At 63.1% G+C, this 24,659-nt stretch carries 21 protein-coding genes; 10 read left to right on the top strand and 11 right to left on the bottom strand.

What is annotated here, in order from left to right; all coding sequences use genetic code 11:
• The first annotated feature begins 123 nt into the window (after window positions 1-123).
• Both ACUN9V_RS01235 and ACUN9V_RS01230 read left to right on the top strand, forming a co-directional pair.
• A complete protein-coding gene (locus ACUN9V_RS01235; protein WP_445510044.1) occupies window positions 124-1,383 on the top strand; it encodes a putative DNA modification/repair radical SAM protein in 1,260 nt (419 codons plus the stop codon).
• A 45-nt stretch (window positions 1,384-1,428) separates the two neighbouring features.
• Complete coding sequence (locus tag ACUN9V_RS01230; protein ID WP_445510043.1) at window positions 1,429-2,358, top strand: TIGR03915 family putative DNA repair protein; 930 nt, start codon at window positions 1,429-1,431, stop codon at window positions 2,356-2,358.
• 19 nt (window positions 2,359-2,377) lie between these two features.
• Here the strand turns inward: ACUN9V_RS01230 and ACUN9V_RS01225 are convergent, their stop codons facing one another.
• A complete protein-coding gene (locus tag ACUN9V_RS01225) occupies window positions 2,378-4,039 on the bottom strand; it encodes a multidrug ABC transporter permease/ATP-binding protein (protein ID WP_445510042.1) in 1,662 nt (553 codons plus the stop codon).
• A gap of 249 nt (window positions 4,040-4,288) precedes the next feature.
• Complete coding sequence (locus tag ACUN9V_RS01220) at window positions 4,289-5,200, bottom strand: LysR family transcriptional regulator (protein ID WP_110692742.1); 912 nt, start codon at window positions 5,198-5,200, stop codon at window positions 4,289-4,291.
• A 182-nt stretch (window positions 5,201-5,382) separates the two neighbouring features.
• On the opposite strand from ACUN9V_RS01220, the gene ACUN9V_RS01215 reads away from it, so the two are divergent.
• The 3 genes from ACUN9V_RS01215 to ACUN9V_RS01205 all read left to right on the top strand — a co-directional run bounded on the left by ACUN9V_RS01215 (window position 5,383) and on the right by ACUN9V_RS01205 (window position 8,059).
• A complete protein-coding gene (locus ACUN9V_RS01215; RefSeq protein WP_445510041.1) occupies window positions 5,383-6,402 on the top strand; it encodes a zinc-dependent alcohol dehydrogenase family protein in 1,020 nt (339 codons plus the stop codon).
• Window positions 6,403-6,521: 119 nt separating this feature from the next.
• Window positions 6,522-7,397: an AEC family transporter gene (locus ACUN9V_RS01210; RefSeq protein WP_445510040.1), complete on the top strand. Its 876-nt coding sequence runs from the start codon at window positions 6,522-6,524 to the stop codon at window positions 7,395-7,397.
• Between the two features lie 119 nt (window positions 7,398-7,516).
• On the top strand, window positions 7,517-8,059 hold the full coding sequence (locus ACUN9V_RS01205) for a PRC-barrel domain containing protein (RefSeq protein ID WP_445510039.1): 543 nt from the start codon (window positions 7,517-7,519) through the stop codon (window positions 8,057-8,059).
• Window positions 8,060-8,183: 124 nt separating this feature from the next.
• On the opposite strand, the gene ACUN9V_RS01200 is transcribed toward ACUN9V_RS01205, so the two are convergent.
• From ACUN9V_RS01200 to ACUN9V_RS01190, 3 genes are all read right to left on the bottom strand, one after another.
• A complete protein-coding gene (locus tag ACUN9V_RS01200) occupies window positions 8,184-8,573 on the bottom strand; it encodes a DUF4168 domain-containing protein (RefSeq protein WP_075562727.1) in 390 nt (129 codons plus the stop codon).
• A 180-nt stretch (window positions 8,574-8,753) separates the two neighbouring features.
• A complete protein-coding gene (locus ACUN9V_RS01195) occupies window positions 8,754-10,049 on the bottom strand; it encodes a pyridoxal phosphate-dependent aminotransferase (RefSeq protein ID WP_439284490.1) in 1,296 nt (431 codons plus the stop codon).
• Window positions 10,050-10,107: 58 nt separating this feature from the next.
• On the bottom strand, window positions 10,108-11,025 hold the full coding sequence (locus ACUN9V_RS01190) for a MurR/RpiR family transcriptional regulator (RefSeq protein ID WP_445510038.1): 918 nt from the start codon (window positions 11,023-11,025) through the stop codon (window positions 10,108-10,110).
• 190 nt (window positions 11,026-11,215) lie between these two features.
• Here ACUN9V_RS01190 and ACUN9V_RS01185 point away from each other — a divergent pair, with 190 nt between their 5' ends.
• On the top strand, window positions 11,216-11,689 hold the full coding sequence (locus ACUN9V_RS01185; protein WP_245392224.1) for a DUF4174 domain-containing protein: 474 nt from the start codon (window positions 11,216-11,218) through the stop codon (window positions 11,687-11,689).
• An 84-nt stretch (window positions 11,690-11,773) separates the two neighbouring features.
• On the opposite strand, the gene ACUN9V_RS01180 is transcribed toward ACUN9V_RS01185, so the two are convergent.
• The 3 genes from ACUN9V_RS01180 to ACUN9V_RS01170 are packed head-to-tail and all read right to left on the bottom strand — an operon-like array spanning window position 11,774 to window position 14,192.
• Window positions 11,774-12,730, bottom strand: coding sequence for a 5-oxoprolinase subunit C family protein (locus ACUN9V_RS01180; RefSeq protein ID WP_445510037.1), 957 nt, complete (start codon window positions 12,728-12,730; stop codon window positions 11,774-11,776).
• A complete protein-coding gene (gene pxpB, locus ACUN9V_RS01175; RefSeq protein ID WP_445510036.1) occupies window positions 12,730-13,443 on the bottom strand; it encodes a 5-oxoprolinase subunit PxpB in 714 nt (237 codons plus the stop codon). Before pxpB ends, ACUN9V_RS01180 begins: the two co-directional genes overlap by 1 nt.
• On the bottom strand, window positions 13,440-14,192 hold the full coding sequence (locus tag ACUN9V_RS01170; RefSeq protein ID WP_445510035.1) for a 5-oxoprolinase subunit PxpA: 753 nt from the start codon (window positions 14,190-14,192) through the stop codon (window positions 13,440-13,442). Before ACUN9V_RS01170 ends, pxpB begins: the two co-directional genes overlap by 4 nt.
• Window positions 14,193-14,476: 284 nt before the next feature.
• Between ACUN9V_RS01170 and ACUN9V_RS01165 the strand changes: the two genes are divergently transcribed.
• The 4 genes from ACUN9V_RS01165 to ACUN9V_RS01150 all read left to right on the top strand — a co-directional run bounded on the left by ACUN9V_RS01165 (window position 14,477) and on the right by ACUN9V_RS01150 (window position 18,650).
• Window positions 14,477-15,433, top strand: a complete 957-nt coding sequence (locus ACUN9V_RS01165) for a LysR family transcriptional regulator (RefSeq protein WP_445510034.1) — start codon at window positions 14,477-14,479, stop codon at window positions 15,431-15,433.
• 88 nt (window positions 15,434-15,521) lie between these two features.
• On the top strand, window positions 15,522-16,520 hold the full coding sequence (locus ACUN9V_RS01160) for a TRAP transporter substrate-binding protein (RefSeq protein WP_445510033.1): 999 nt from the start codon (window positions 15,522-15,524) through the stop codon (window positions 16,518-16,520).
• 74 nt (window positions 16,521-16,594) lie between these two features.
• A complete protein-coding gene (locus tag ACUN9V_RS01155; RefSeq protein ID WP_445510032.1) occupies window positions 16,595-17,158 on the top strand; it encodes a TRAP transporter small permease in 564 nt (187 codons plus the stop codon).
• Window positions 17,159-17,348: 190 nt separating this feature from the next.
• Window positions 17,349-18,650 (top strand): TRAP transporter large permease, encoded by a 1,302-nt coding sequence (locus tag ACUN9V_RS01150; protein WP_445510031.1) that lies wholly within the window; start codon window positions 17,349-17,351, stop codon window positions 18,648-18,650.
• A gap of 156 nt (window positions 18,651-18,806) precedes the next feature.
• Here the strand turns inward: ACUN9V_RS01150 and ACUN9V_RS01145 are convergent, their stop codons facing one another.
• The 3 genes from ACUN9V_RS01145 to ACUN9V_RS01135 form a co-directional block, all read right to left on the bottom strand.
• Entirely contained in the window at window positions 18,807-19,736 is a 930-nt protein-coding gene (locus ACUN9V_RS01145; RefSeq protein WP_445510030.1) for a Gfo/Idh/MocA family protein, read from the bottom strand.
• Between the two features lie 44 nt (window positions 19,737-19,780).
• On the bottom strand, window positions 19,781-21,340 hold the full coding sequence (locus ACUN9V_RS01140) for a sodium:solute symporter family transporter (protein WP_445510029.1): 1,560 nt from the start codon (window positions 21,338-21,340) through the stop codon (window positions 19,781-19,783).
• Window positions 21,341-21,616: 276 nt separating this feature from the next.
• A complete protein-coding gene (locus ACUN9V_RS01135) occupies window positions 21,617-24,658 on the bottom strand; it encodes an FAD-binding and (Fe-S)-binding domain-containing protein (protein ID WP_445510028.1) in 3,042 nt (1,013 codons plus the stop codon).
• Window position 24,659: the final 1 nt, after the last annotated feature.

The following is a 24,659-nucleotide window of genomic DNA, read 5'->3' as shown; positions in this document are numbered from 1 at the left end:
AACGCCACTGACGGTAACGGCGTGAACGTCAGCTCCGAAATCGAATCACCGACCTTGTCGATCTCGCGATTCTCGAATACTGTATATAAAGCCAGTTTTCGAGGCGCACCACAGGATCACTGCATGGAACTGATCGACAAGCTTTCCATACTCGCCGATGCCGCCAAATACGACGCTTCATGCGCCAGCAGCGGCGCGCCGAAGCGCTCGTCCCGCGGCAAGGCGGGGCTAGGGTCCTCTGACGGCATGGGGATCTGCCACAGCTTCACGCCGGACGGGCGCTGCGTCTCCCTGCTCAAGGTGCTGCTGACCAACTTCTGTCTGTTCGACTGCCAGTACTGCGTCAATCGGCGTTCGAGCAACGTGCCTCGAGCGCGCTTCACGCCGGAGGAAGTGGTCCGCTTGACGCTATCGTTCTATCGCCGCAATACCATCAGCGGACTGTTCCTGAGCTCCGGCATCATTCGCTCCAGCGACTACACCATGGAGCAGATGATTCAGGTGGCAAGGTCACTCCGGGAGACGCATCAATTCCGCGGCTACATCCATCTCAAGGCGATCCCGGAAGCGGACCCCAAACTGCTCGAGGAAGCCGGCCGTTACGCCGACCGGCTGAGTGCGAACATCGAACTGCCGACGTTGACCAGCCTGAAGACGCTGGCGCCGGAGAAAGAGCTGGGTACCATTCATTCCGCCATGGGCCACATGCGTCAGCGAATCGATGCCGCCAACGACGACGCCCGTCAGGATGCCCGCCATCCGGTTCGCAGCAACAATCCCAAACGACAGGCGCCGCGCTATGCGCCCGGCGGTCAGAGTACGCAGATGATCGTCGGTGCGGACGCCACCGATGACCGTACGATTCTGCAATCCGCGCAGCATCTCTATCGGGATTTTCGTCTCAAGCGCGTCTATTACTCGGCGTTCAGCCCGATTCCCGAGCGCCCGGCCGGATTACCCCAGGCCGCCCCACCGCTGCTGCGGGAACATCGACTGTATCAGGCCGATTTCCTGATCCGCAGTTACGGTTTTCAGGCCGAAGAGCTGCTGAATGCGCCGGGCAACCTGGATCTGGAGATCGACCCCAAGCTGGCCTGGGCGCTGGCCCACCGCAACGACTTCCCGGTCGATCTCAATCGCGCCGAACCGGCGATGATCGCCCGCGTCCCGGGCATCGGCCTGCGCAGCGTGCAGCGGCTGGTCGATCTGCGACGCCTGCGGCGCATCCGCTATCAGGATCTGGTCGCACTGCGCTGCCGGCTCGACACCATGCCTCCGTTCGTCGTCACCCAGGACTACCGCCCCGCCGACGCCAACCTGGACAGCTCCCGCCTGCGCCAGAGCCTGACCGCACCTCAGCCTGCCCAGATGGCGCTGTGGTAGGTCCGTGCACCGCAAGCGCGCGAGCCATCAGCCGGAGCTTTCGCCATGAATCCTGATTCATCGTCAACGGCGCCACGTATCGCTCACGCTCGCGATTTCGACGAGTGGCGCGAACGGGCGCGTCAACTGTTGATGGCTGGCGTGCCGCCCCCGGACGTGACCTGGCGGGACGGCGATGACAGCCACGACGACCTGTTCTCCTCGCCGCCAGCATCGGCAAAACCGCCCTCCTCTCGGGAACCGTCTTCCACATCGATCCGAATCGGGCGCGAGCAATTGGCGCTACTGCGCAACGCCGCTCGCTATCGATCGCGCGGGGGCGAGCAGGCACGCTGGCCGTTGCTGCATCGGGTTCTGTGGCGATGGGTCCAGGGCGATGCGGCGGCGACTCACCCCGCCGACGCGGACGGCCGCGTTCTGCATCAGCGCTGGCATGCGGTGAAGCGGGAAGCGCACCACATGCACGCCTTTCTGCGATTCCATCGCCGCGATGACGCGCTGGGTGAACGCTACGTCGCCTGGTTCGAGCCCGCGCATGACGTGCTCGATCTGGGCGCAGAACATTTCGCCGACCGCATGGGCGGCTCGCCCTGGTTGATTGCCACGCCGGAAGGCGGCGTGCACTGGAACGGTTCGACGCTCGACTATCGCTTCCCCTGCCCCGCCGCCTGGACGACCGAGGCGCGGACAGCCGCCGAGCGCGCCAATGCCGATGAGGACCATGCGCTCTGGCGAACCTATTTCGTCAGCACCTTCAATCCGGCCCGGCTCAACCACAAGGTGATGACTCAACACATGCCGCAGCGCTTCTGGCGCCATCTCAGCGAAGGGGATCTGATTCCCGCGATGGAAGCCAAGGCCCGCCATGGCGGTCAGCGTCTGGCCCAGGAGAGCAGCGTGGGCCAGCGCAAGGGCAAGGCGCTACCGCCCGGCAGGCTCCCATGCCACAGGACGCCGCCGGCCAGCAACGACTAGCCACTCGCTGTGCCATCCTTCACGGCGTATCGATTCTTGCCACCGCATCCCGGCTGGCCAGCGCCCGCTCGTCGCCGGTCAGTTCGCGCAGCTGGCCGTCTCGCATTTCCAGCAGCCTATCGGCGTGGGCGAAATAGTGGTCGTCATGGCTGATCGCGAAGACCGTGATGCCGAGCTCCCGAAAGCACGGCATCAGTTCGCGATAGAAAGCGCGACGGAACTGCGGGTCCTGATCCGCGGCCCACTCGTCCAGCAGCAGAATCTGACGCTGCTCGACCAGTGCCATCAGCAGTGCCAGACGCTTGCGCTGGCCCTGGGAAAGCTCGGTATCGAGCACCTTGCCCTCGTCGAGCTGCAGCTTTCTGGCCAGTTCCAGCGTCTGCAGCCAGTTGTCCAGCAGCGCGGGATCGGCCGCGCCACCGCGTGGGCCCATCAGCCGATCGAACTGATGAAAATCGGTATAGACCGCCGAGAACCGTTGACGGTAGCGGTGCCAGTCCGACTCGCCGACGATCTCGTCGTCGATGCGAATCTCGCCCGCGTGGGGTCGATAGAGCCCGGTCAGAAGCTTGGCCAGGGTCGACTTGCCGCTGCCGTTACCGCCGATCAGATAGACCTGCTCGCCGCGCTCGAGGCGCAGGTTGAGCGGCCCGACCGAAAATCCTTCGCGCCCCGCCTTGGCCGGATAGCGATAGGTGATATCTCGCATCTCCAGCGACTGCCACTCGCTGTGGGTCTCGACCAGATCGAAATCGGCGCGGTATTCGGCCAGTGACAATTCCCGCAGCTTGTCGAACGAGACCTTGGCGGTAATCAGCGTGGGCGTCGCGCCAACCGCCTGGATCAGCGGCGAGCGTAGAAACAGTAGTGTCAGCGAGAACGTCGCCGCCACCGCCGTATTCGACCAGCCCAGGCCGTTGGCGAGGAAAAACACCACGCCGATGGCGCCCAACATCATGATGTTGGTCCAGTTGCCCGCGCTCAGGTGGTAAGTGTCGGCCCGGATGATGTGGTCGCGATAGGTTCGCGCGTCGGCATCGTAGACCTCTTCCAGCAGGTGCCGGGCGCGATCGCGATTGAGCGCCAGCTCCTTGCGTCCGTGGAGGATCGTCTCGTAGTCCTGGTAGAGCCGGCTATCGGTGGCGCGGGTAATGCGAATGTGGTGGTAGACCTTCGACACCAGCCACCAGCCGATCAGCATGGTCACGGCGATCCAGACTGCCGTAACCATCAGCAGCGGTGGCGAGAGCCAGAGCAAATAAGCCACGGAAGCCAGCGTGATCACGACGCCCTGGACCAGTTCCGGCAGACGCACGAAGGCGATGGTGACGTTGCGAATATCGCTGGATAGACACGACAGCAGATGCGCGCTGCCGAGCTGCTCGAGACGTTCGATATCGGTGTCGAGAATGCGCTTGATCAACCGGCCGCGCAGTTGATAGACGAAGTGATGGCCCAGCGTCGTCAGCGCCAGCTGAGAGCCCAGCGTCACCGCCAGCAGCAGCGCGACCAATGCGATGAACGGCACCAATGCGGCCATCGCGGAGCCGTCGGTCACAATCAGGTAGTGATTGATGAAGGCGATGACGCCGATCCCCAGCGCCGCGCTCAACAGACTGAGCAGCATGACGCCGATGAACGGCCAGCGATAATGACGAAAGACGACACGCAGTAGTTCCATTCGGATTCCGTAGCCGGCGATTGGGCTCGCTGGTGGCGGCGCCAAGCCTCTCCTGACGCGATCTGTCGTGGCGGCGGAGAGGTCAGAAGTGCGTGCCAAGCATCGAGCATGAGGGGCAGTGCCGAGTGATCGACGGCCGACCGCAGGCGCGAATGATTCTGATCTTCACTGACGAAGTCAAGTCACGCGGGAGCCCGTCTACCGGTCAAGAGCCGCGGCTGAATGCCGTTTCTGATTATCCCCGGCCACTCACTCGTCGCTATCGGCAAACATCATCTGGATTCGCGAGCGCAGCCAGCGCTCGGCGGGATCGTTGTCGTAGACGCTCTGCCAAACCATGCTCAGCGGCGACGGCGCCCGCTCCAGCGGCATCTCGTCTACCCGTAGCCCGCCCTGGGAAGCCAGAACGTCGGCGGCATAGTCCGGCACGGTGGCAACCATGTCGGTATCCCGCAGCAGCGAGGCGAGACTGTTGAACTGCGGGACGGCAAGCACGATCCGCCGCTTGCGGCCTTGCTCGGCCAGCAGTTCATCGACGTAGCCGTCGAGGTTGCCGTCAAAGGACACCAGCGCATGCGGCCGCTCGCAGTACTCGTCCAGCGTCAATGCCCCGGGGCGACTGTCCGCCCGCAATATCATGCCGCGACTGTGACGCAGGATCTTCTGCTTGGCGTTGGCCGGCAGCTCCCGCGCGTAGCCGGCGGCCACGGTGACTTCGCCGGTATTGAGCAACTGCGGCATCAAGTGGAAATCGGCGCGTCGCACGACCAGCACGATACCCGGCGCTTCTGTTCGCAGCCGCTTGAGCAGCGCCGGCAGCAAGGCAAACTCGATGTCGTCGGTGAGCCCGACCCGAAACACGGCTTCGCTGGTCGCCGGGTCGAAGTCGCTGGTCCGGCTGAGCACGTTGGAGATGGCATCGAGTGCGGGTTGCAGCTGTTCGTAGATCTGCTGCGCGCGCGCGGTGGGAACCATCTGGCGCCCGGTACGCACCAGCAGTGGATCGCCGAAGACGTCCCTGAGTCGCGCCAATGCCGCACTCGTCGCCGGCTGACCGATGAATAGCCTCTCCGCGGCTCGCGAGACGCTGCGTTCCTGCATCAGGGTCTCGAACACGACCAGCAGTTTAAAATCTACCCCACGCAGGTCACTGCGATTCATGCACGCCCTCCCTTCGGCGAGTGGCAACCTTCCACTCGCCCCTTCCTGAATCTGGCGACCGCACTTGTGCTTTCAGTCGTCGTATCGATCAGGGTTATAACCACTATCGATCCCCGAGCATAGTGTTTACCGGCCATCGTCGATAGAGTCGATGGCAAGACCTGGATACATTGAGGTGCACAATGTCACGTACGATACAATTTCAGCGATTCGGCGATGCCGACGTACTGGAGATCATTGAGCGCGACGATCCGCAACCCGCCGCCGGAGAAGTACTGGTTGCGGCAGAGGCGCTCGGTATCAACTGGTACGACATCATGTGGCGCCGCAACATGGCCCCGACCGAAGCCAGACTGCCGGCCGCTTCGGGAACTGAAATGGCCGGCACCGTGATCGCCGTTGGCCCGGGAGTGACCGCCTTTTCACCGGGCGACCGGGTTGCCTCGATTCCGGCGTTCGACCCCAATCACTACGGGGCGCATGCCGAGCGCGTTCTGCTGCCGGTCGAGGCGCTCATCGCCTATCCGACCTGCCTGACGCCCGCCGAAGCCAGCGTCCATTATGTCTCGTCATTGATCAGCTGGCTCGGATTCCGCGAGGTCGCCGATCTTCGCCCCGGCGAAACGGTCCTGATCACCGGTGCCTGCCATATCGGCGGCCCGTACGCCGTGCAGATCGCCCGGGCATTGGGCGCCCGTGTCATCGCGGCGACGCCCCACGAGTCGGCAGTCGACTACTTGAAGTCGCTGGGTGCCGCCGCCGTCATTCATACCGAAAGTCAGGATCTGGTCTCCCGGATCGGCAAGCTGACCGATCATCATGGCGTCGATGTCGTGCTCGATGCCCTTGGCGGTCCGCAGATGAATCTGCTTGGCGACGTGCTGGCCACTCGCGGCCGGCTGATCCTCTACGGGCTGATGGGTGGCAACCAGACCACTTTCCCGGCTCAGGCGGCGTTTCGCAAGAACATCCAGTTCCATGTCCATTGCCTCTCCAACTTCAGCGGCAAGCCCGAACTGGGAATCCCCCAGAATCGCGAGGCGCTGGATCGCGCCGTCGCCGACGTCGGGCGGATGACGCTCGCCGGCGAGCTCAAGCCCCAGATCGATTACCGCTTCCCGTTCGAAGAGATCGTCGAGGCGCATCGCTATCTGGAGACCTGCGCCAATCACCATGGTCGAATCGTGGTCGAGATGACCTGATGGCCTGGCGCTAACGGATCGATAATCGAGCATTGCCAGTTGGTTGATGGATTGACGACAATACCGCTTCCCGCGGTTGCCGCTCACTATTCCATCGCCCTTGGGTTCAAGGACTCGCAATGCTTGCTCAACTGTTCGCGGTCATGGCTCCAGTGCTGGTCGGGGCAAGCATCGGTTTCGGGTGGATCCGACTAGGATTCAGCTACCCCACCGAATTCGTCACCAAACTGGTGTTCAATATCGGCACCCCGGCACTGGTGTTGGCTTCTCTGGCCAACGCCGAGGTCGACCCCGATATCTTCGGACGTACGCTCGCCACCACGTTTCTGGTGCTCGCCGGCATGGCGCTGGCGAGCTTCGGCGTTGCCAGACTGCTGGGCAAGCCCTGGCAAGTCATCATCTCGCCGATGATGTATCCCAACGCCGGCAACATGGGGCTTCCCGTGTCGCTCTACGCGTTTGGCCATATCGGCTTCACTTACGCCATGACGGCCTGGGTCGCCAACGCCCTGATTCAATTTACCGTCGGCATGATGATGGCCACGCGCGGCAATCCCTGGAAGGCGCTGGTACGCAATCCGACGCTTTACAGTATCGCCATCGCGTTGACGCTGCTGTTGTCCGGCATTCACCTGCCGATGTGGCTCGGCAACACCGTGCATCTGCTGTCCGGCCTGACGATTCCGCTGATGCTGATCACCCTGGGCGTCTCCCTTGCGAGCATGCAGGCGCGCAATCTCTCTTCCGGCTTCCTGTTCACGCTGTGTCGCGTACCCATCGCCCTGGGCCTCTCCTACGGCATCGCTTCCTGGCTCGGATTGCCACCAGTGGCGGCCAGCGCAGTGGCACTCCAGATGAGCATGCCGGTCGCCGTCTACAACTATCTCTTCGCCCAGCGCTCCCGGCGCGAACCCGAGTATGTCGCGAGCCTGGTCTTCTGCTCGACCTTACTGGCCTTCATCTACCTGCCGCTAGAACTGGCCTTCATGCTGTAGCGGCTCGTCATGGCCGCTTGCAAAAGCCGAGCGAACAACTACATTACAAAGTGTAATCTTTAGAAATTCACGAGATTACAGAGAGTTGCACGCAAAAGCCGCAAGGCAAGGAGATTTCGATGCAAAACCTGTCATGGAAGCAGACACTCGGCGTAGCCACGCTGGCAGCCAGCAGCGTAATGATGTCCCAGGCCGCTATGGCTCAGGACGATCACGCTTCGCAGAGCCGTCAAGGTCTCTACTCCGCCGATGAACTGATGGATGCAGATGTCTATCTCTCCGGTCAGAAAGATGACGATATCGGTGATGTCGAAGACATCCTGCTCGGCGAGGACATGAGCGTGCAGGCGCTGGTCGTCGAAGCCGGTGGCGTCCTCGACATGGGCGACAAGGATTTCGTGGTCAAGAAAGGCGATTTCACGGTCGAAACCCAGCATAACGACGACCTCGACGATATCGAATATCGTGTCGTGGTCGACATGGATAAAGACGAGCTGAAGCAGCAGCCCGAATATGACAATGACTGGTGGAATCAGGCCAGGAAACAGGCCGCCGACGCATGGGAAAACACCAAACAAGGTGCATCCAGCGCCTGGCATGATACCAAGTCTGCCACATCCGACCTGCTGGACGATGCCAGCGACGCGATCGATAACAACTGATCACGTAGCACCTTGAATTGATGGCATAAAAAAACCGCCGACTCGATGTCGGCGGTTTTTGTTTGGACGGCCCGGGCACTGAGAATTACATGATCAAACGTCCAAGGCCGCCATCATGGCGCGTTTACTGCTGGGGCTGCTGAACCATGCCCTTCACGCGTTGCATGAGCTGCGGATCCTGCTGAACGGCCTGACCGATGGAGTTGAACTTCTCCACATCCATACCGCTATCCTTGACCGCCTCGACCATCTCGTCGTTGGCCTGCTGGCGAATCTCCTGCTGATCGCCCTCATCGGATGCATTCTGCAGCTTCTGGGTATAATTCTGGGAAATCGAAGCGATTTCCTGAGAAGCGTCAGCGAACTGCTGCAACTCTTCATCAGAAAAATTCTTGGCGGCCGCTTGAGACTGAGACTGCGGAGCACTGTTCGCGTTGTCCTGTGCCATAGCCGCAGTACTGGCCATACCTGTCGTCATCAGAGCTGCCGCGATGATTGCAGTGATCCTTTGCATGAATACCTCCAAGTGTTCTCGATTTTTGCGTGTGCCCAGTTGTGATACCCCATAGCGCGGGGAGTTCCCGGAAAAATGTATCACCTGGCAATTTAATGTTGCCTTAAGAAAAGCGCACAATCAAAAATGCCCACGAATTCAGCCTCGAGCCAGCCCCTTGAAGCTCAGCCCTTCTGAAGCTCAGCCCAGCCAGTCGATGATCGATCGTATGCCAAGACGCACTCGCTCCAGCGCCGGTAGCGCCATCGGCTGCTCGTGACGCTGCGGCGGATGCGGCAACAGCGCCTGGCCATCGAAATCGACATAGGCCAGACGAGCCGTGAGCTGAGCTGGATCACACCCGAACGCGCTACCCGGCAGCAATGCCACGCCGGTTTCCGCCAGCAACCGCGCGGTCAGCTCGGCGCTGGTGGTGATACCGCGCCGAGCCAGCGTCTCTCGATACTCGTCGAAATCGGGGAACAGATAGAAGCCCCCGTCGGGAAGGTGCACGCGGATATCCGCCGACTGCAGCTGGGTCGCACACCAGTGACCAATCAGGCTAAGCCATGCCCGCTGGCGATCGAGATATTCGGTCAACTTGGGCGTGACCCGATAGGCCACGCAAGCCGCTTCCTGAACGGGACTGGTCACGCTCGACCAGGTCTCCGAGGCGATCCCCAGCAGCCGCGCGAAGATCTCGTCTCCCAGCGCCTCGGGCACGTGCATCACCCCCAGCCGCCACCCGCCGGCGCCGCACCATTTCGACAGCCCGCTGGTCGTCACCGTGCCCTCGGGGTAGTCGCGCGCGAAGGCGCGGTGGGCACCACTATGGTCCAACGGGCCGTAGATCTCGTCGGCCAGCACGATCACGCCGTGACGCCGCGCCACCTCTGCCAGCGCCCGCTGCGTCTCGGCATCGGGCGATAAACCAGTGGGATTGCCGGGCGCATTGAGTATCAACAGCCGCGTGCTATCGCCGCCTTCAAGGCAGTGCGCCTCCAACTGCTCCGGCGTGATCTGCCAGCGTGTGTCGAAGTCCGCCGCCAGCTTGATCGGCGTCTGTCCTGCCAGACGCGCCTGAGGTGCATAGGAGACCCAGGCCGGTGCAGGAATCAGAATTTCTGCCGCCGGCAGCGCCTTGATCAGGGCGAACAGCAGCAGCTTGCTACCGGGGCCGATCAATACCCGCGAGGCATTCCATGCAATGCCGTCCATTTCACTATGGAAAGTGGCGACTCGTTCCCGCAGCGCGGGCAATCCCTGCACGGGTAGATAGGCTTTGTGATCGGCATGAGCGGCGAGCGCCTCGACCGCAGGGCCGTAGACCGGAAACGGCGACTGGCCGAAGCCGAACTTGATGACTCTCTCACCGCGGGATTCCAGCCATCTCGACTGTTCGTTGATCAACAGGGTATCGGAAGCCGGCGTGGCGTTGATGTCGTCGGCGTAGGCGTGATTCAACAGGGCGGTGGCGAGCCCCAAGCGAGCGGTCATGTCAGCGGGATTCCTGGTGTAGTGGGCGTATTGTGGTCGGCGTATCAAGGCAGCACGGTCATTCGATCTGCCAGCGAGCGATCAAGGCTTCACGGCGACGGATCGACGAGACGGCGTCGCCGCCCATGTCGTGGGCCATGTGGGACAACAGCATTTCGATCACCACGAACAGGCTGCTCATGGGATTGAAGAAGAACGGGCCTTCGGCGGACGCCAGCAGCGTCATCTCGGTCATGGTGGCGAGACGAGCGGCGGGATGATTGGTCAATGCGAGCAGCTGCGCGCCCTGTTCGAGTGCCTGCTGGCAATAATCGACACTGATTCGGGTTTCCGGCCGATAGCTGACGCCCACCACCAGATCACCCGGCCCCAGCTCGCGCGCGGCCTCGAGATTGATACCACCCACCGAATCGATCAACCGCACGTCGCTGCGCAGATAGCTCAAGTAATAGGAGAGATAGTGCGCCCCCGCGAAGCAGGCACGCTGGCCGACCACGTGAACTCGGCGTGCCTCGATCAGGGCGCGGGCGGCACCCGCGAGCATTGCCTCGTCGAGCCCTTCGGCAGTTCGCGAGAGGTTGCCCATCTCCTCCTGCCAAAGCGCCTGCCGCTGGATCGGATGCTGGCCATCCTTGGGAATCTGGCCCAGGTCGAGCAGGCGTTCGGCGCGGGTCGAGTAGAACGCCCCACTGGTCGCATCGGCACGAAACAGCGCCTGAAATGTCTTGAACCCGGCCAGCCCCAGGGCGTGCGCCAGGCGTGTCAGGCTGGAAGCATTGACGCCATGCTCATCCGCCAGCGCCGAGATGCTGAGCGTCGCCGCCAGCTCCGGTGCGGCCAGCAATTGCTCCAGTAGCTTGAGCCCACCGGGGGTCAGCCTGGGTGCCTGTGCCTCTCCCCGCCTTGCGGCGATTGCCATCGCCTGCAAGGCGGCAACTGACGTCGGGGGAGTGTCGAAACCTTCGTGATCGGCCATGACCTATCCCTCTGCTTCGGATGATTGAGATTATGCCTATGCTTCACTGACGGCAAATTAATTTTCAATGAGGATATTTTATTTCCTTTTGACATTGGCGCCTTCAGACCCGCCGGCCCGCCATGAATCCTTCTCCCCTTCATGGATCACAGGGTCTACAGTACGCGTAAACGACACTCTGGAGACGCTCATGAAACGTTGGTTGATGACCGGTGCACTAGTGGCGGGAGCCTTCTTCACGGCGAGCGCCGTGTTTGCGACAGCGGCCGAGGCCCAGTCAGCCGGCGGCAAGGATGCCGCCAATCCGCTGATCACCGACAAGTGGAACTTCCGCCCGCTGATCGTGGTGACGCCGGATGCCGAGCAACCGGCTTATCGGCATCTGCGCCAGCAGCTCGAGGCGACGCAGGATCAGTTCGCCGACCGTGACATGCTGCTCTACACGGTCGAAGGCGACAGCGGCAATCGCCACGGCCAGCCGATGACGCCCTACGAGACCCGGGCGCTGCTCGAGGCGCTGGGCGTCAGTCCCGATCAGGGCGTGACGACGATTCTGGTGGGCAAGGACGGCGGCAAGAAGGTTCAGCAACGAGGCGATGTCGATCTGCAGTCGATCTACGCCACCATCGACCGGATGCCGATGCGTCAGGCTGGCGATGACTGATCGCCGGGAGCGGCGAACCGCCCAACGCTCGCCAGGGCGAGCGTCCTCCGGCGCCAGGCCGAACCGGCTTGCGCTGATTCGCGGCTAACGCCACAGCGCGAGCTGGCGCAGATAGCGCGTTCGTGCCTGATGGGGCGTTACCGGCGAGAGCCTGATCGTGGTGCCGGGGGCGCACTGCCCCAGTTGCGCGCAGGCGATCGGCGACAGCGCCCCCAGCCGCGGGTAGCCGCCGATGGTCTGGCGATCGTTCAGCAGGATGATCGGCTGCCCGTCCGGCGGCACCTGAACGGCACCGAGCGGGATGCCTTCGGATATCATTCCCCCCAGCTGGCATCGCAGTTCCGGGCCGGTCAGCCGAACGCCCATGCGGTCGGCGCGGCTATCCACCTGCCAGGCCTGGTTGAAGGCGGCGAACAGACTGGCACCCTCGAAATGCGCGATCTGCGCGCCGGTTACCAGCTCCAGCACGGCCTCGTCCCGCGGCATGGGCGGCACCGAAGGCATGTCACGAATCTCTGCGGCATGGCCGGCGGCCGATAGTCGATCACCGATCTGGAACCCCCCGCCCCGGCCATCCAGCCCGCCCAGCTGCTCGCGGGCCACCGTCGACAGGCTACCCATGAAAGGCTCGGCGTCGATCCCGCCCGGCAGCGCCAGATAAGCACGCAGGCCCGCCCTCGGCTGATCGAAAGCGAGCACCTGGCCCTGTTCGAGCGTGAAGCTGACGTTGGCATCCAGCGGCTCGCCGTCCCGCGTGGCGCCCAGATCGGCACCCGCGATGGCCAGCCGAATCGTCTGCTCCGCTTTCAGCGCCAGGCCGCCGATGGCGATCTCGATGCCGGCAGCATCGGGCGCATTGCCCAGCAGCCAGTTGGCCCAGCCCAACGAGATCCAGTCCAGCGCTCCGCCCTGCGTCACTCCCAGATGGCGGCAGCCGAAGCGACCCGCGTCCTCGACCAGGGCCAGCGGCCCCGTGCGCTCGACGACCAGTGACGCCGGTCTGGTTTGCATCGCGTTTTGCGTACTCGTACGCGTCGCCATCAGCGTTCCTCCAGCGGCGTGGTATCGCCGCCCTGTTCGATAAAGGCTTCGCGACTGATCGGCTCGAAACGCACGCGATCGCCGGGGCGGAACAGGCTGATCTCGTCGCGCTCGCGATCAAACAGCTTGATGGCGGTACGACCGAGGATGTTCCAGCCGCCCGGCGAGCGCATCGGATAGATGGCGGTCTGACGCTCGGCAATGCCGACGCTGCCGGCGGGAACTCGCTGACGCGGCGTTTTCAATCGCGGCGTCGCCAGCGCTTCCTCGACCAGACCCATGAAGGCATAGCCGGGGGCGAAACCGAGCGCGAAGGCACAGTAGTCGCGCCCCGTATGCCGACGCACGACGTCATCCGTATCGACACCCAGGCGCTCGGCAATGCGGGAGAGCTCCGGACCGACACTGTCGTCGTACCACACCGGAATACGGTGCTCCCGCCCGGCCTCGTTCGACGCCGGCTTCAAGCCTTGCAAGGCGTCCTGAATCAGCTTCCTGGCCTCGATCTGGGAGAGCCGGGCGACGTCGTAATGCACCAGCAGCGTGGTGTAGGAAGGCACCAGGTCGATCAGGGCCTCGCCGAGGCGCTCACGCAGCACGCTATCGGCCGCCAGTATCCACGGCATGTGCGCCTCGTCGATGGCGTCGAACAGTCTCACCATCAGCGCGTCCATGCCCACCGTTTCGAGTCGGGGAGATAGCGACTGGCTCATGCGTCGCTCAACTGCTGAAAGGCTTCGCGAATGGCCTTGACCGCCGCTACCGACTCGGCGTTGTCTCCATGAACGCAGAGCGTATCCGCCGGTAGATGCAGCTTGCTGCCGTCACTCGCGGTCAACGGCTCGCCCTTGGCCAGCGCCACGGCCTGATCGACGATGGCACCGCGATCGTGATGCACCGCCCCCGGCAGACGCCGCGACATCAGGTGGCCTTGGGCATCGTAGGCGCGGTCGGCGAAGGTCTCGAACCACAGCGTCACGCCCATGGCCGCGGCGAGCTCGCGTACCGGCTCGGGATTGGCGGTCGCCATCACCAGCAGCGGCAAGTCGCGATCGTATTTGACCACCGCCTGCATTGCCGCCCGCAGCAGGTCGAAGTCGCTGGCCATATCGTTGTAGAGCGCCCCGTGCGGTTTGACGTAGCTGATCCGGGTGCCTTCGGCGCGGCAGAACGCTTCCAGCGCACCGATCTGATAGAGCATCAGGTTTTCGACTTCCTGCGCCGAGCAGGCCATCGAGCGACGGCCGAACCCCATCAGATCGGGGTAGCCGGGATGCGCACCGATACGCACCCCGTTGGCAACCGCCATCGCCACGGTCTTGCGCATCACATCGGGATCGGAGGCGTGAAAGCCGCAGGCGATATTGGCGCAGTCGACGAAAGGCATCGCCTGATCGTCGAGACCCAGCGCCCAGTTGCCGAAACTCTCACCCATGTCGCAGTTGAGCAGGGGCACGCGCATTCGCATTACCTCGTATCGTTGTTGTTGCTCGTATCGTTGTCGTAGCTCGTATCGTTGTCGCAGCTCGTATCGCTGTCGTAGAAAGCAGTGCCGCAGTAAAGCCTGAAGGCACTGTAAGAAACCGCCAGCGACAGGGTCCAATCGTTTTTCACGATGCGCAGTATCGGCGCAATCTTTCATTCTGCGGACTTTGACGCCAGCTGGCACTCTCTGAAGAGTTGACGTCCACGTCGCCGCGCCGAAGAATCGCCTATCCCCTGTCGACTGCATAGCGAGAACCCGAGATGTTCGATTTCAAGGAGCTCGAAGCGTTCGTCTGGATCGTCAGGCTGGGTTCGTTTCGCAAGGTGGCAGCGCGGCTGCATCTGACCCAGCCTTCGATCTCGGATCGCATCACTCGGCTGGAAGCCGTGGTCGGGGAGTCGCTGCTCGACCGCAGCGCACGGCCGGTGCAACCCACGCTGCGCGGTCGCGAGTTCTACGCCCACGCCGAACGCCTGCTGGACAGTCGCGAGGAAGCGTTGCAGCTATTTCAGAACCAGGAGGATTTCTCCGGCACGCTACGCCTCGGCGTGATCGAGACCATCGCTCACAGCTGGTTCAGTACCTTCCTGACCCAGCTGGCCGAGCGGCATCCGCAGTTGACCATCGAGCTCACCGTGGACATCTCGCCGGCGCTTCAACAGCGCTTGGCGGACAACGATCTCGACATGATCTTCGCCATGGATGGCGTTGCGCCGGGGCTGTCGGTGACGCAGCTGCCGCTGGCGACCTACGAGATGGGTCTGTTCGTGGCGCCGCAACATGCCGAGCGGTTACACCACGGCGGCACGGCCGCGCTATCCCGCCTTCCGTTCGTCTCGTTCAGCAAGCTGGCTCGCCCCTATGGCGAACTCGTGACCTACCTCGCCGAGCTGGGTATCGACGACCCCAAGATCCACTGCGCCACGACGTTGATGACCATTGCCCGCATGACCATCGACGGCGTGGGTGTCGGCTCGCTGCCCGTCTCCACGGTGTCGGATGCGTGCCAGCGCGGCGAGCTGTTGCGGCTGGCACTGCCCACCCCGCTGCCGGCGATGTACTACGACGCGATCTGGCGAACCAGCAGCTATCCGAACTTCTGTCGGGGCGTTACTCAGCTCGCCCAGGACTGTGCCGCTCGCTATGCCAAAGATCATGCCGATGACGAGCCCCAGCGGGAGGTGAAAGTCTGGCCCGATAGTTCGGATAAGAATTAACGATTTGACCGCATCGCCGGCCTACTTGAAGAATGCAGGGATAACCAGCAGCGTGCATGACCTTCTCAATAACAAACGGAATCCCACGATGCGCACTTCCCATCTTTCCCTGTTGACGATCGCCATGGCGGGTTCGCTCACCGCCGCCACCCCGGCACTCGCCGACCAGTGGAATCTCGCCTCTCCCTACGGCGATGCCAGCTTCCACACCCAGAACACCAAGCAGTTCGCCAAGGATGTCGGCGAAGCGACCGATGGCGAGCTGACCATCACCGTGCACAGCGGCGGCTCGCTGATCAGCCACGCCGAGATCAAGCCATCCGTGCGTCGCGGCACCGTTCAGGCCGGGGAGATCTTTCTCTCCACGCTCTCCAACGAATCGCCGATCTACGAAGTCGATACCCTGCCCGGTCTGGCGGGCAGCTACGCCGATGCCTACGACCTGTGGCAGGCCTCCAAGCCGATCATCACCGAACTCTTCGCCAAGGAAGGGCTGATGCCGCTGTACGCCGTGCCGTGGCCGGCGCAGGGCATCTACACCGACTTCGAGCTGACCGATGCTTCCCAGTTCGAGGGCCTGCGCGTTCGCGCGCCGAACATCAATACCCAGCGCTTCGTCGAGAACCTGGGCGGCATCCCGACCCAGACCGAAGAAGCGGATATCCCCACCGCGTTCAGTACCGGCCGCGTCGACGCCATGATCACCTCGGTTTCCACCGGCAAGTCGATGTCGGCGTGGGATTACGTGTCGAACTACAGCGATGCCAACCTGTGGTTGCCGAAGAACATCGTCTTCGTCAACAAGCGCGCTTTTGACCGCCTCGACGAGACCACCCAGAAGGCGGTTCTCGATGCCGCCGCCAAGGCCGAACAGCGTGGCTGGCAACTGAGCAAGGAAGACGCCGCGGAGAGCGCCAAGGCCCTCGAATCCCAAGGGGTAACCGTGAGCGAGCCCAGTGATGCCCTCCAGCAGCAGCTGAAAGCCGCCGGCCAGAAGCTGTTCGAGGACTGGCAGTCACGTGCCGGCGATCAGGCCAAGCAGCTGGTCGACCGCTACCGCAAGCTGCAGTCCCAGCAGAGCCAGTGACACCGTTCGAATAGCCCGCCCTGCGCGGGTTATTCGGCTTTCGGGCTTCCTTCACTCACACCCGGTGAGTCTTCATGACCTTCAAACTCGATCCGCTCTACCGGCTGGGCGCCTGGGGCGCCGCCGCCTGCATGCTCGCCATCTGTGCCATGGTCACTTTCCAGGTGCTGCTGCGCTGCCTCGATGCGGTACTGGTGCTGGCCGGGGCCGGCCGTCTCGGTTACGAGATCAGCGGCGTCTCGGAGATCGCTTCCTACCTGCTGGTCGGCGCCACCTTCCTAAGCCTCGCCTACACCTTCACCCACTACGCCCATATTCGCGTCACGCTGGTCATCGCCCGACTGCCGGCGGCGGTCAGAGCCTGGTGCGAAGTGGCGTGCCTGGCGATCGCCTTGGCACTCAGCGCCCTGCTCAGCTGGCAGGTGATCGGGCTGATTCGCGAAAGCCTCGACTACGGTGACGTCTCCTCGGGACTGATGGCGATTCCGCTATGGATCCCCCAGACCGTCCTGGTCGTCAGCCTCGCGCTGCTGTGTCTGGCCATTCTGGAAGCGCTGGCGAGCACGCTGAGACAGGCCGTGACGGCGCCGTCGCGCTACGTGGCTCCCGGCGACAACGACAGCTTCGGCGGCGAGTAACGTTTCGCTCCAACAACCAAACAGCGAGGAAGCGCTGAATAAATCGGCGAGCGGGATGAAGAGCAAGGCGCACGGAGCGCAGAAGACGAGACATAACTTAGGGTTAGGCGAGTCTTCCAGCACCGCGTAACGCAGCACTTCGCCCGCGCAGACATTTATACGGTGCTTCCCTGAACCGAGGATTCGACTCGTGCTCACGCTCAGTCTTGCAACGCTTTTTACTCTGGCGGTCCTGCTCGGCGGCGGCGTGTGGATCGCCTTCGCCCTGCTCGGCACCGGCTGGATCGCGCTGACCTTTTTTACGAGCTTCGAGGTCGGCCCCATTCTCGCCTCCGACTTCTGGGGCGCCAGCTATGGCTGGGATCTGACCGCTCTACCGATGTTCGTGTGGATGGGCGAAATCCTGTTCCGCTCCGGGCTTGCCGACAACATGTTCCGCGCGCTGTCGCCCTGGCTCAACCGTCTGCCCGGTCGGCTGCTGCACTCCAACATCATCGGAAGTGGACTGTTCGCAGCCGTCTGCGGCTCCTCTGCCGCAACCTGTGCCACCGTCGGCAAAATGACGCTGCCCGAACTCGAGCGTCGAGGCTACAGCGAGACACTAGCCATCGGCACGCTGGCCAGCGCCTCCACGCTGGGCCTGCTGATCCCGCCATCGATCATGATGATCGTCTATGGCGTGGTCACCGAGCAGTCGATCTCACGCCTGTTCATGGCGGGTATCGGCCCCGGTCTACTGCTGCTGGCGCTGTTCATGATCTATCTGGTGATCTGGTCGCTGACCGCCGGTAAGAACGGTGGCGCAGGGCACCCCGAAGCCTCGATGCCGTTTCTCGCCAAGGTCAGAAACAGCTGGCGCCTGATTCCGCTGCTGGTGCTGATCGGTGGCATTCTCGGCAGTATCTACGGCGGCGTTGCCTCCCCCACCGAGGCGGCCGCGGTGGGCGTGGTGCTGTCGATGGTGATCGCGCGTTTCAACGGCCATTTCGACAAGTCGATCTTCCTGGAGTCGATGTTCGCCGGGCTGCGCACTTCGTGCATGATCGCCTTCATCATCGCCGGCGCCTCGTTCCTGTCGTCCGCCATGAGCTTCACCCAGTTGCCGACGCAACTGGCCAGCGCCATCGCCGCCATGGGGCTCTCGCCCAACGTGCTGCTGGTGATGCTGACGCTGTTCCTGCTGGTGCTGGGCTGCTTCCTCGACGGGATCTCGCTGATTCTGCTGGTGACCTCGATCATCATGCCGCTGATCAACGCCGCCGGCATCGACCCGATCTGGTTCGGCATCTACCTGGTGATCGTGGTGGAGATCTCGCAGATCACGCCCCCGGTGGGCTTCAACCTGTTCGTGATCCAGGGGCTCACCGGCAAGAATATCTTCACCATTGCCAAGGCCACGCTGCCGTTCTTCCTGCTGATGCTATTCGCGATCGTGGTGATGCGGGCGTTCCCGGAGATCGTGCTGTATCTGCCCCAGGCAATGACCGGCTGAAGCTGCGAGCGGCGGGCTTCGAGCTTCGAGCTTCGAGCTTCGAGCTTCGAAAAGCAGAATGCCGACCTCAATACGCAAAATGCCAGCGCGATAACGCTAGCGTTTTGGTTCGGAGTTTCGGCTCGTAGCTCTCAGCTCGTGTCTCGTAGCTGGCATCTACTCGACGAAGTCCTCGACGGTGTGGCGATAGCCCAGCATCAGCGCGTCGGCGACATGGCGGAACGGGCTGACATCGACATCGGAACGGCCCTCGGCGATCAGGGTGGCAAAGCGCTGGTAGAGGCCGGCGTACTCGGCATCAGGGCCTTCTTCGCGCAACTCGCCATCGATCAGCAACCGGCTGCCGCCCGCTTCCAGGGTCAAGCGCCCTTCGTCGGTCTCGACGTGAATGTTCCAGATCGGCGGCGTGCCCTGCTGACGAAAATCGAACTCGGCATGGATCGGCACGTTTTCGCCGTCGACGAAATCCAGCGAGGCGGCGATCGGCGTCTGGCAGTTGCCGGGCACCTGCAGCTGGGCATCGGTCAGGTGGAACGGACGCGGCAGGATCTCGGTCACGATCGATAGCGCGTTGATACCCGGATCGAACACGCCCATGCCGCCCGGCTGCCAGATCCAGGCCTGCCCCGGATGCCAGACGCGGACGTCTTCCTTCCACTCGATGTCGACACGCCGGATCTCGCGTTCCGCCAGCCACTGTCGTGCCGAATCGACACAGTGGGCATGCCGGGAGTGCCAGGATGCGAACAGCGTGACGCCGTGGCGCTCGGCGTCTTCGCGCAGGGTTTCGATCTCCGCCAGCGTCGCGCCGGGCGGTTTCTCGAGCATCACGTGCTTGCCATGGGCCATGGCCAGTCGCGCCTGCGACGAGCGCACGCCGGCGGGGGTGCACAGCGAGACCGCATCGATCTCGGGGCCCTGATCGAGCAGCGCTTCGAGGCTCTCGAAGTTCGCGACCTCGGGAACGGAGGCATTGGGACTCGCGACCGCTACCAACCGGCAGCCGGCGTCGTTGTCGATGGCCGGATGATGCTGAGCGTTGGCAATCTTGCCGTAACCCACGATCGCGAGACGAAGGGTATCCATGACAGGTCCTTGTGAAAAACAGCCTTGAGATAAGAGCGGCTTGCTCATCGCAGCAGATAGACGATGATCGCGGTGAGCAGCGAGACGATGGCGATGCCGATCATGACATCGCGCGGCACCCGCTCCAATCCCTCTTTGGCCATGACGGCGACCTTCGCATCCTTGCTATCCGGCCGATCGCTGCTGCCAAGCCGGACCATCCAGAGCCAGGTGAATAGCGCGGTCGCCGCGAATAGGATGCCGCCGATGATGGTGAAGTGAATCGGCAGCACGCCGGTCTCCACCAGCACGAACAGTATCGCGCTGAGAATATGACCACTGGCCAGACCACGCAGCGCCGCCGACGAGCCCAGCGACTTGACCCATAGCCCCATCAGGAAGGTCGCCACCAATGGCGAGGCGACGAACGCGAACACCTGCTGGAGATAGGCCCAGAGGCCGGAAAAGTACTGGATCATCGGCCCCCAGGATGCCGCGATCGCCGCCAGGATAAACGTGCAGATCCGTCCCCATTTGGCCAGCTGGGCATCGGTCAGATTCGGCTTGGCCGGCTTGATGAAATCCAGAGTCAGCAGCGTCGCCGAAGAGTTGAGCGTCGAGGAGAGCGTCGACATCAGCGCCGCGATCAGGCCCGCCAGAATCAGGCCCGTGAGCCCGGTGGGCGTGAACTCCTGCACCATCTTTGGATAGACCTGATCGGGATGATCCAGCCCCGGCAACAGCGGTATCACCATGGCGCCGGGGATCGTCATGATGAAGATCGGCAATAGCTTCAGCGCGGCGGCGAATACCGAGGCCCGCCCCGCGGCCTGGATGTTGCGCGCGCCGAGCAGACGCTGGACCACGTACTGATTCATCGACCAGTAGTAGAAGCCGACGATCGGCACCCCGGTGATCAACCCCAGCCACGGCACGCTGGGGTCGTCCAGCGGTCGAATCAGCGATAGCCTTTCCGGGCTGACCGCCTCCTTGACGTTGGCCCAGCTGTGATCGAAATGACCGAAAATGATCCAGGTCATCGCCGCCGAACCGCCGATCAGTACGCACGCCTGCATCACGTCCGTATAGACCACCGCGCGCAGCCCACCGAAGGCGGTATAGATGCTGGTGAACAGCGCCAGCAGCGCACAGACTTCCCATAGATTGGTGCCGGGGATGAACGTGGTCACGATCAGGCCGCCGGCATAGAGCGTGCCGGCGGTATCGAGGATGATCGACAGGAACAGCGTGATGACGGAAAGATACTTGCGCAGGCGGGAATCGAAGCGTCGCTCCATCAGTTCCGGCATCGTGGTGACCCGGGCTCGCATCAGCACCGGCAGCACGAAGATCGCCGTGAACATCAGCACCACGCCCGCCATCCATTCGTAGTTGGCGGCGGAGATTCCGTGCTGGTAGGCGGCGCCCGGCAGACCGATCAGCGTATCCGAGGAGATATTGGAGGCGAACAGCGAGAAGCCGATCGACATCGGGCCCAGACTCCTTCCCGCCAGGAACAGCTCTTCCGGCGTCGTCTTGCCTCGCGCGGTCTTGTAACCGATGAAGGTGACGATCACGAAATAGGCCGCGATGACGGCACAATCCCAGAATTGTAGGTCTTCCATGAGTTCGTTCGCTTTGAGCTGTAGTTGTTGTGGCAAGCATGATGGCGAGCGATAGCGACGTGATGACACCAATGGCCAGCCGTCGCGACGACGCACGGTTGGGTGTTTAATATTCCAAGGTTAGTCATCACCTCGGCGAAATTCCATTCCCGGACAGCGGGTTGCCACCAGCAAAAAAGGCCTGACGAGATTTCTCGTCAGGCCTCGAAAGGAGCTAACTCCATCTGTTTACCGGCAACGAGCCAGCATAGCGCCCGGGAGCTGAAAGCTCAGGACCTACGAGACGAGCGCGGCCTCCAGCACCTTCGCCACGTGCAAGGCTTCCCGCCCGGCCCCGTCGAGAATCTGATGACGGCAGCTGGTGCCGTCGGCCACGATCCAGGCGTCTTCCCCGGCCTCGCGCACCGCCGGCAATAGCGAAAGCTCCGCCATCTGGCGAGATGCCTCGACATGCTCCGCCTCGTAACCGAAACTCCCGGCCATCCCGCAGCAGGACGAAACGATCGCCTCAACGTCGAGCTCGGGGATCCAGTTCAGTACGGTCATCACCGGGGTGAAGGCATCGAACGCCTTCTGATGACAGTGGCCGTGAACCTTGGCTCGAGAAACCGTCAGCGGCTTGAGTGCCAGGTTCAGTCGCCCGGCCTGTTTTTCCGCCACCAGGAACTCCTCGAACAGCATGGAGGCCCCCGCCAGCCGAGTGGCGTCTTCACCGAAACTCTCCTTACCAAAACCCTCCTTACCAAAACCAAAGTGCAAAAACTCGTCGCGCAGCGTGAGCAGACACGAGGGTTCGAGCCCGACGATTTTGACGCCGCGTTCGACGTAGGGCATCAGGGTCTCGAGGGTGCGGCGTGCTTCTTCCTTGGCCCGATCGACGCGCCCCGCGGCTAGATAGGTGCGCCCGCAACAGAGCGGCCTCTGGCCGTCGCGAACATTGAAATGTACTTGGTAGCCGGCCGTTTCCAGCACGCGCCGTGCGGCCCGCGCGTTGTCCGCCTCGAAGTAGTTGTTGAAGGTATCGACGAACAGCAGCACCTCACCCGTTGGGTTTGCTGCCGGGGGATGCGGCTCAGCGCTAGCCGTCCTCAGATAATCTCCACTGAAAACCGGAAGCGAACGCATCTCGGCGAAACCCAGCCAGCGCTTGCCACGCCCGCCCAGCCAGGAAACGCGTTCGAGACGTGCGGCCAACTTGCCCATATGACGCATCCAGGGCGCGTAGCGCGGCAGTTCGGATACCAGCTTGTCGCGCCAGCTCAAACCGTGCTCCTTCACCCGCGCAGCACGCGCTTCGATCTTGAACTTGGCCATGTCGACGCCGGTCGGACAGTCGCGCTTGCAGCCCTTGCAGGAGACGCACAGATCCAGCGCGTCACTCACCTCGTCGCTGGCCAGCCCCCGATCGCCGATCTTGCCCGCCAGCACCAGCCGCAGCGTATTGGCGCGCCCCCGCGTCAGGTGTCGCTCGTCGCGGCTGATCCGATAGCTTGGGCACATGGTACCCGCGTCGAACTTGCGACAGTGGCCGTTGTTGTTGCACATCTCCACGGCCTTGGCGAGGCCGTGGGCGGGGTCGCCGCCGCTACCGGGTTGGCCCAGATCGCCACTCAGCGGATCGCGGGTCACATTCCAGGCCGACCAGTCGAGCTCGGTCGCTATCGGAATGATCTGGTGGTCGGCGGGAAAGCGGAACAGCCGCGCGTCGTCCATCTTCGGCGTGTCGACGATCTTGTTGGGGTTGAAGCGATTATCCGGGTCGAACAGCCGCTTGATCTCGCCGAAGGCGGCGTTGAGTTCGGCACCGAACTGCCAAGCGACCCATTCGCCACGGCAGATGCCGTCGCCGTGCTCTCCCGAGTAGGCGCCTTTGTAGCGGCGGACCAGGGCAGACGCCTCCTCGGCGATGGCGCGCATCTTGGCGGCACCGCCGCGGCGCATGTCGAGAATCGGGCGTACGTGCAGCGTGCCGACACTGGCGTGGGCGTACCAGGTACCCTCGGTGCCGTGGCGATGAAAGACCTCGGTCAACTGCTCGGTGTATTCGGCCAGATGCTCGAGCGGCACGGCGCAGTCCTCGATGAACGACACCGGCTTGCCGTCGCCCTTCATGCTCATCATGATGTTGAGCCCGGCCTTGCGCACGTTCCACAGCGCCGACTGCTCGCTCCCCGATTCCAGCCCGACCACGCTACCCGGCAGCCCCAGATCGCCCATCAGCGTCTCGAGCGCTTTCAACTGACGGCGCTGCGATTCCTGATCCTCACCGGCGAACTCCACCAGCAACAGCGCATCAGGACGACCGATCAACGACTTCTCCACCGTCGGTCGGAAGGCCGGATTCTCCAGCGCCAGCTCGATCATGGTGCGATCGACCAGTTCCACCGCGGCGGGGCCCAGCTCGACGATGTGCTGGGTCATGTCCATCGCCTGGTAGAAGGTCGGGAAATTGACCACGCCGAGCACCTTGTGCACCGGCAGCGGCGACAGCTTGAGCGTCAGCCGGCGGGTGAACGCCAGCGTGCCTTCCGAGCCGATCAGCAGATGGGCGAAATTGGCTCGATTTTCAGCGTCGTAGGGAATCGGGTTGCGGCAATCGAACAGGTCCAGGTTGTAGCCGCCGACCCGCCGAAGCACCTGGGCATAGTGCTCACGGATCGCCGCAGCCTCGCGCTGGATAATGGCCGACACCGAACCGGCAAGCCCTGCCAGCGCCGAGCCGGGCGCGATCTCGTCGAAGCGGCCGAAAACCGCCTCGCGGCCATCCGCCAGCGTCGCCTCGAGGCCCAGCACGTTGTGAACCATGTTGCCGTAGCGGATCGAGCGCGAACCGCAGGAGTTGTTGCCGGCCATCCCGCCGAGCGTGCACTGCGCCGAGGTGGAAACATCCACCGGGAACCACAGTCCGTGGGGCTTGAGCCAGGCGTTGAGATGGTCGAGCACCACGCCGGGCTCGACCGTGACGGTGCGCGCCTCGACGTCGAGCTCGCCGATGCCGGTCAACCAGCGACTGGTGTCGATCACCAGCGCTTCGTTGACCGTCTGTCCGCACTGACTGGTGCCACCGCCTCGCGGCAGCACCGGCGCGCCGAAGTCCCGGGCGATATCCAGAGCGAGGGTCAGGTCCTGCTGGTCTCTCGGCACCACCACGCCCAGCGGCATGATCTGATAGATCGAGGCGTCGGTGGCATAGCGTCCCCGCGATCCGGCGTCGAACGCCACCTCGCCCTGGATCTCACGACGCAGCCGGCTCTCGAACTCGCTCATGGCGGCTTGTCTGGGCCGCCTCACGACCGGACTTTTCGGCATCACGCTCATG

The sequence above is a fragment of the Salinicola sp. V024 genome (assembly GCF_052645315.1).
Note: the sequence above shows the minus strand (reverse complement) of the source record. Positions and strands in the feature narration are given on the sequence as shown.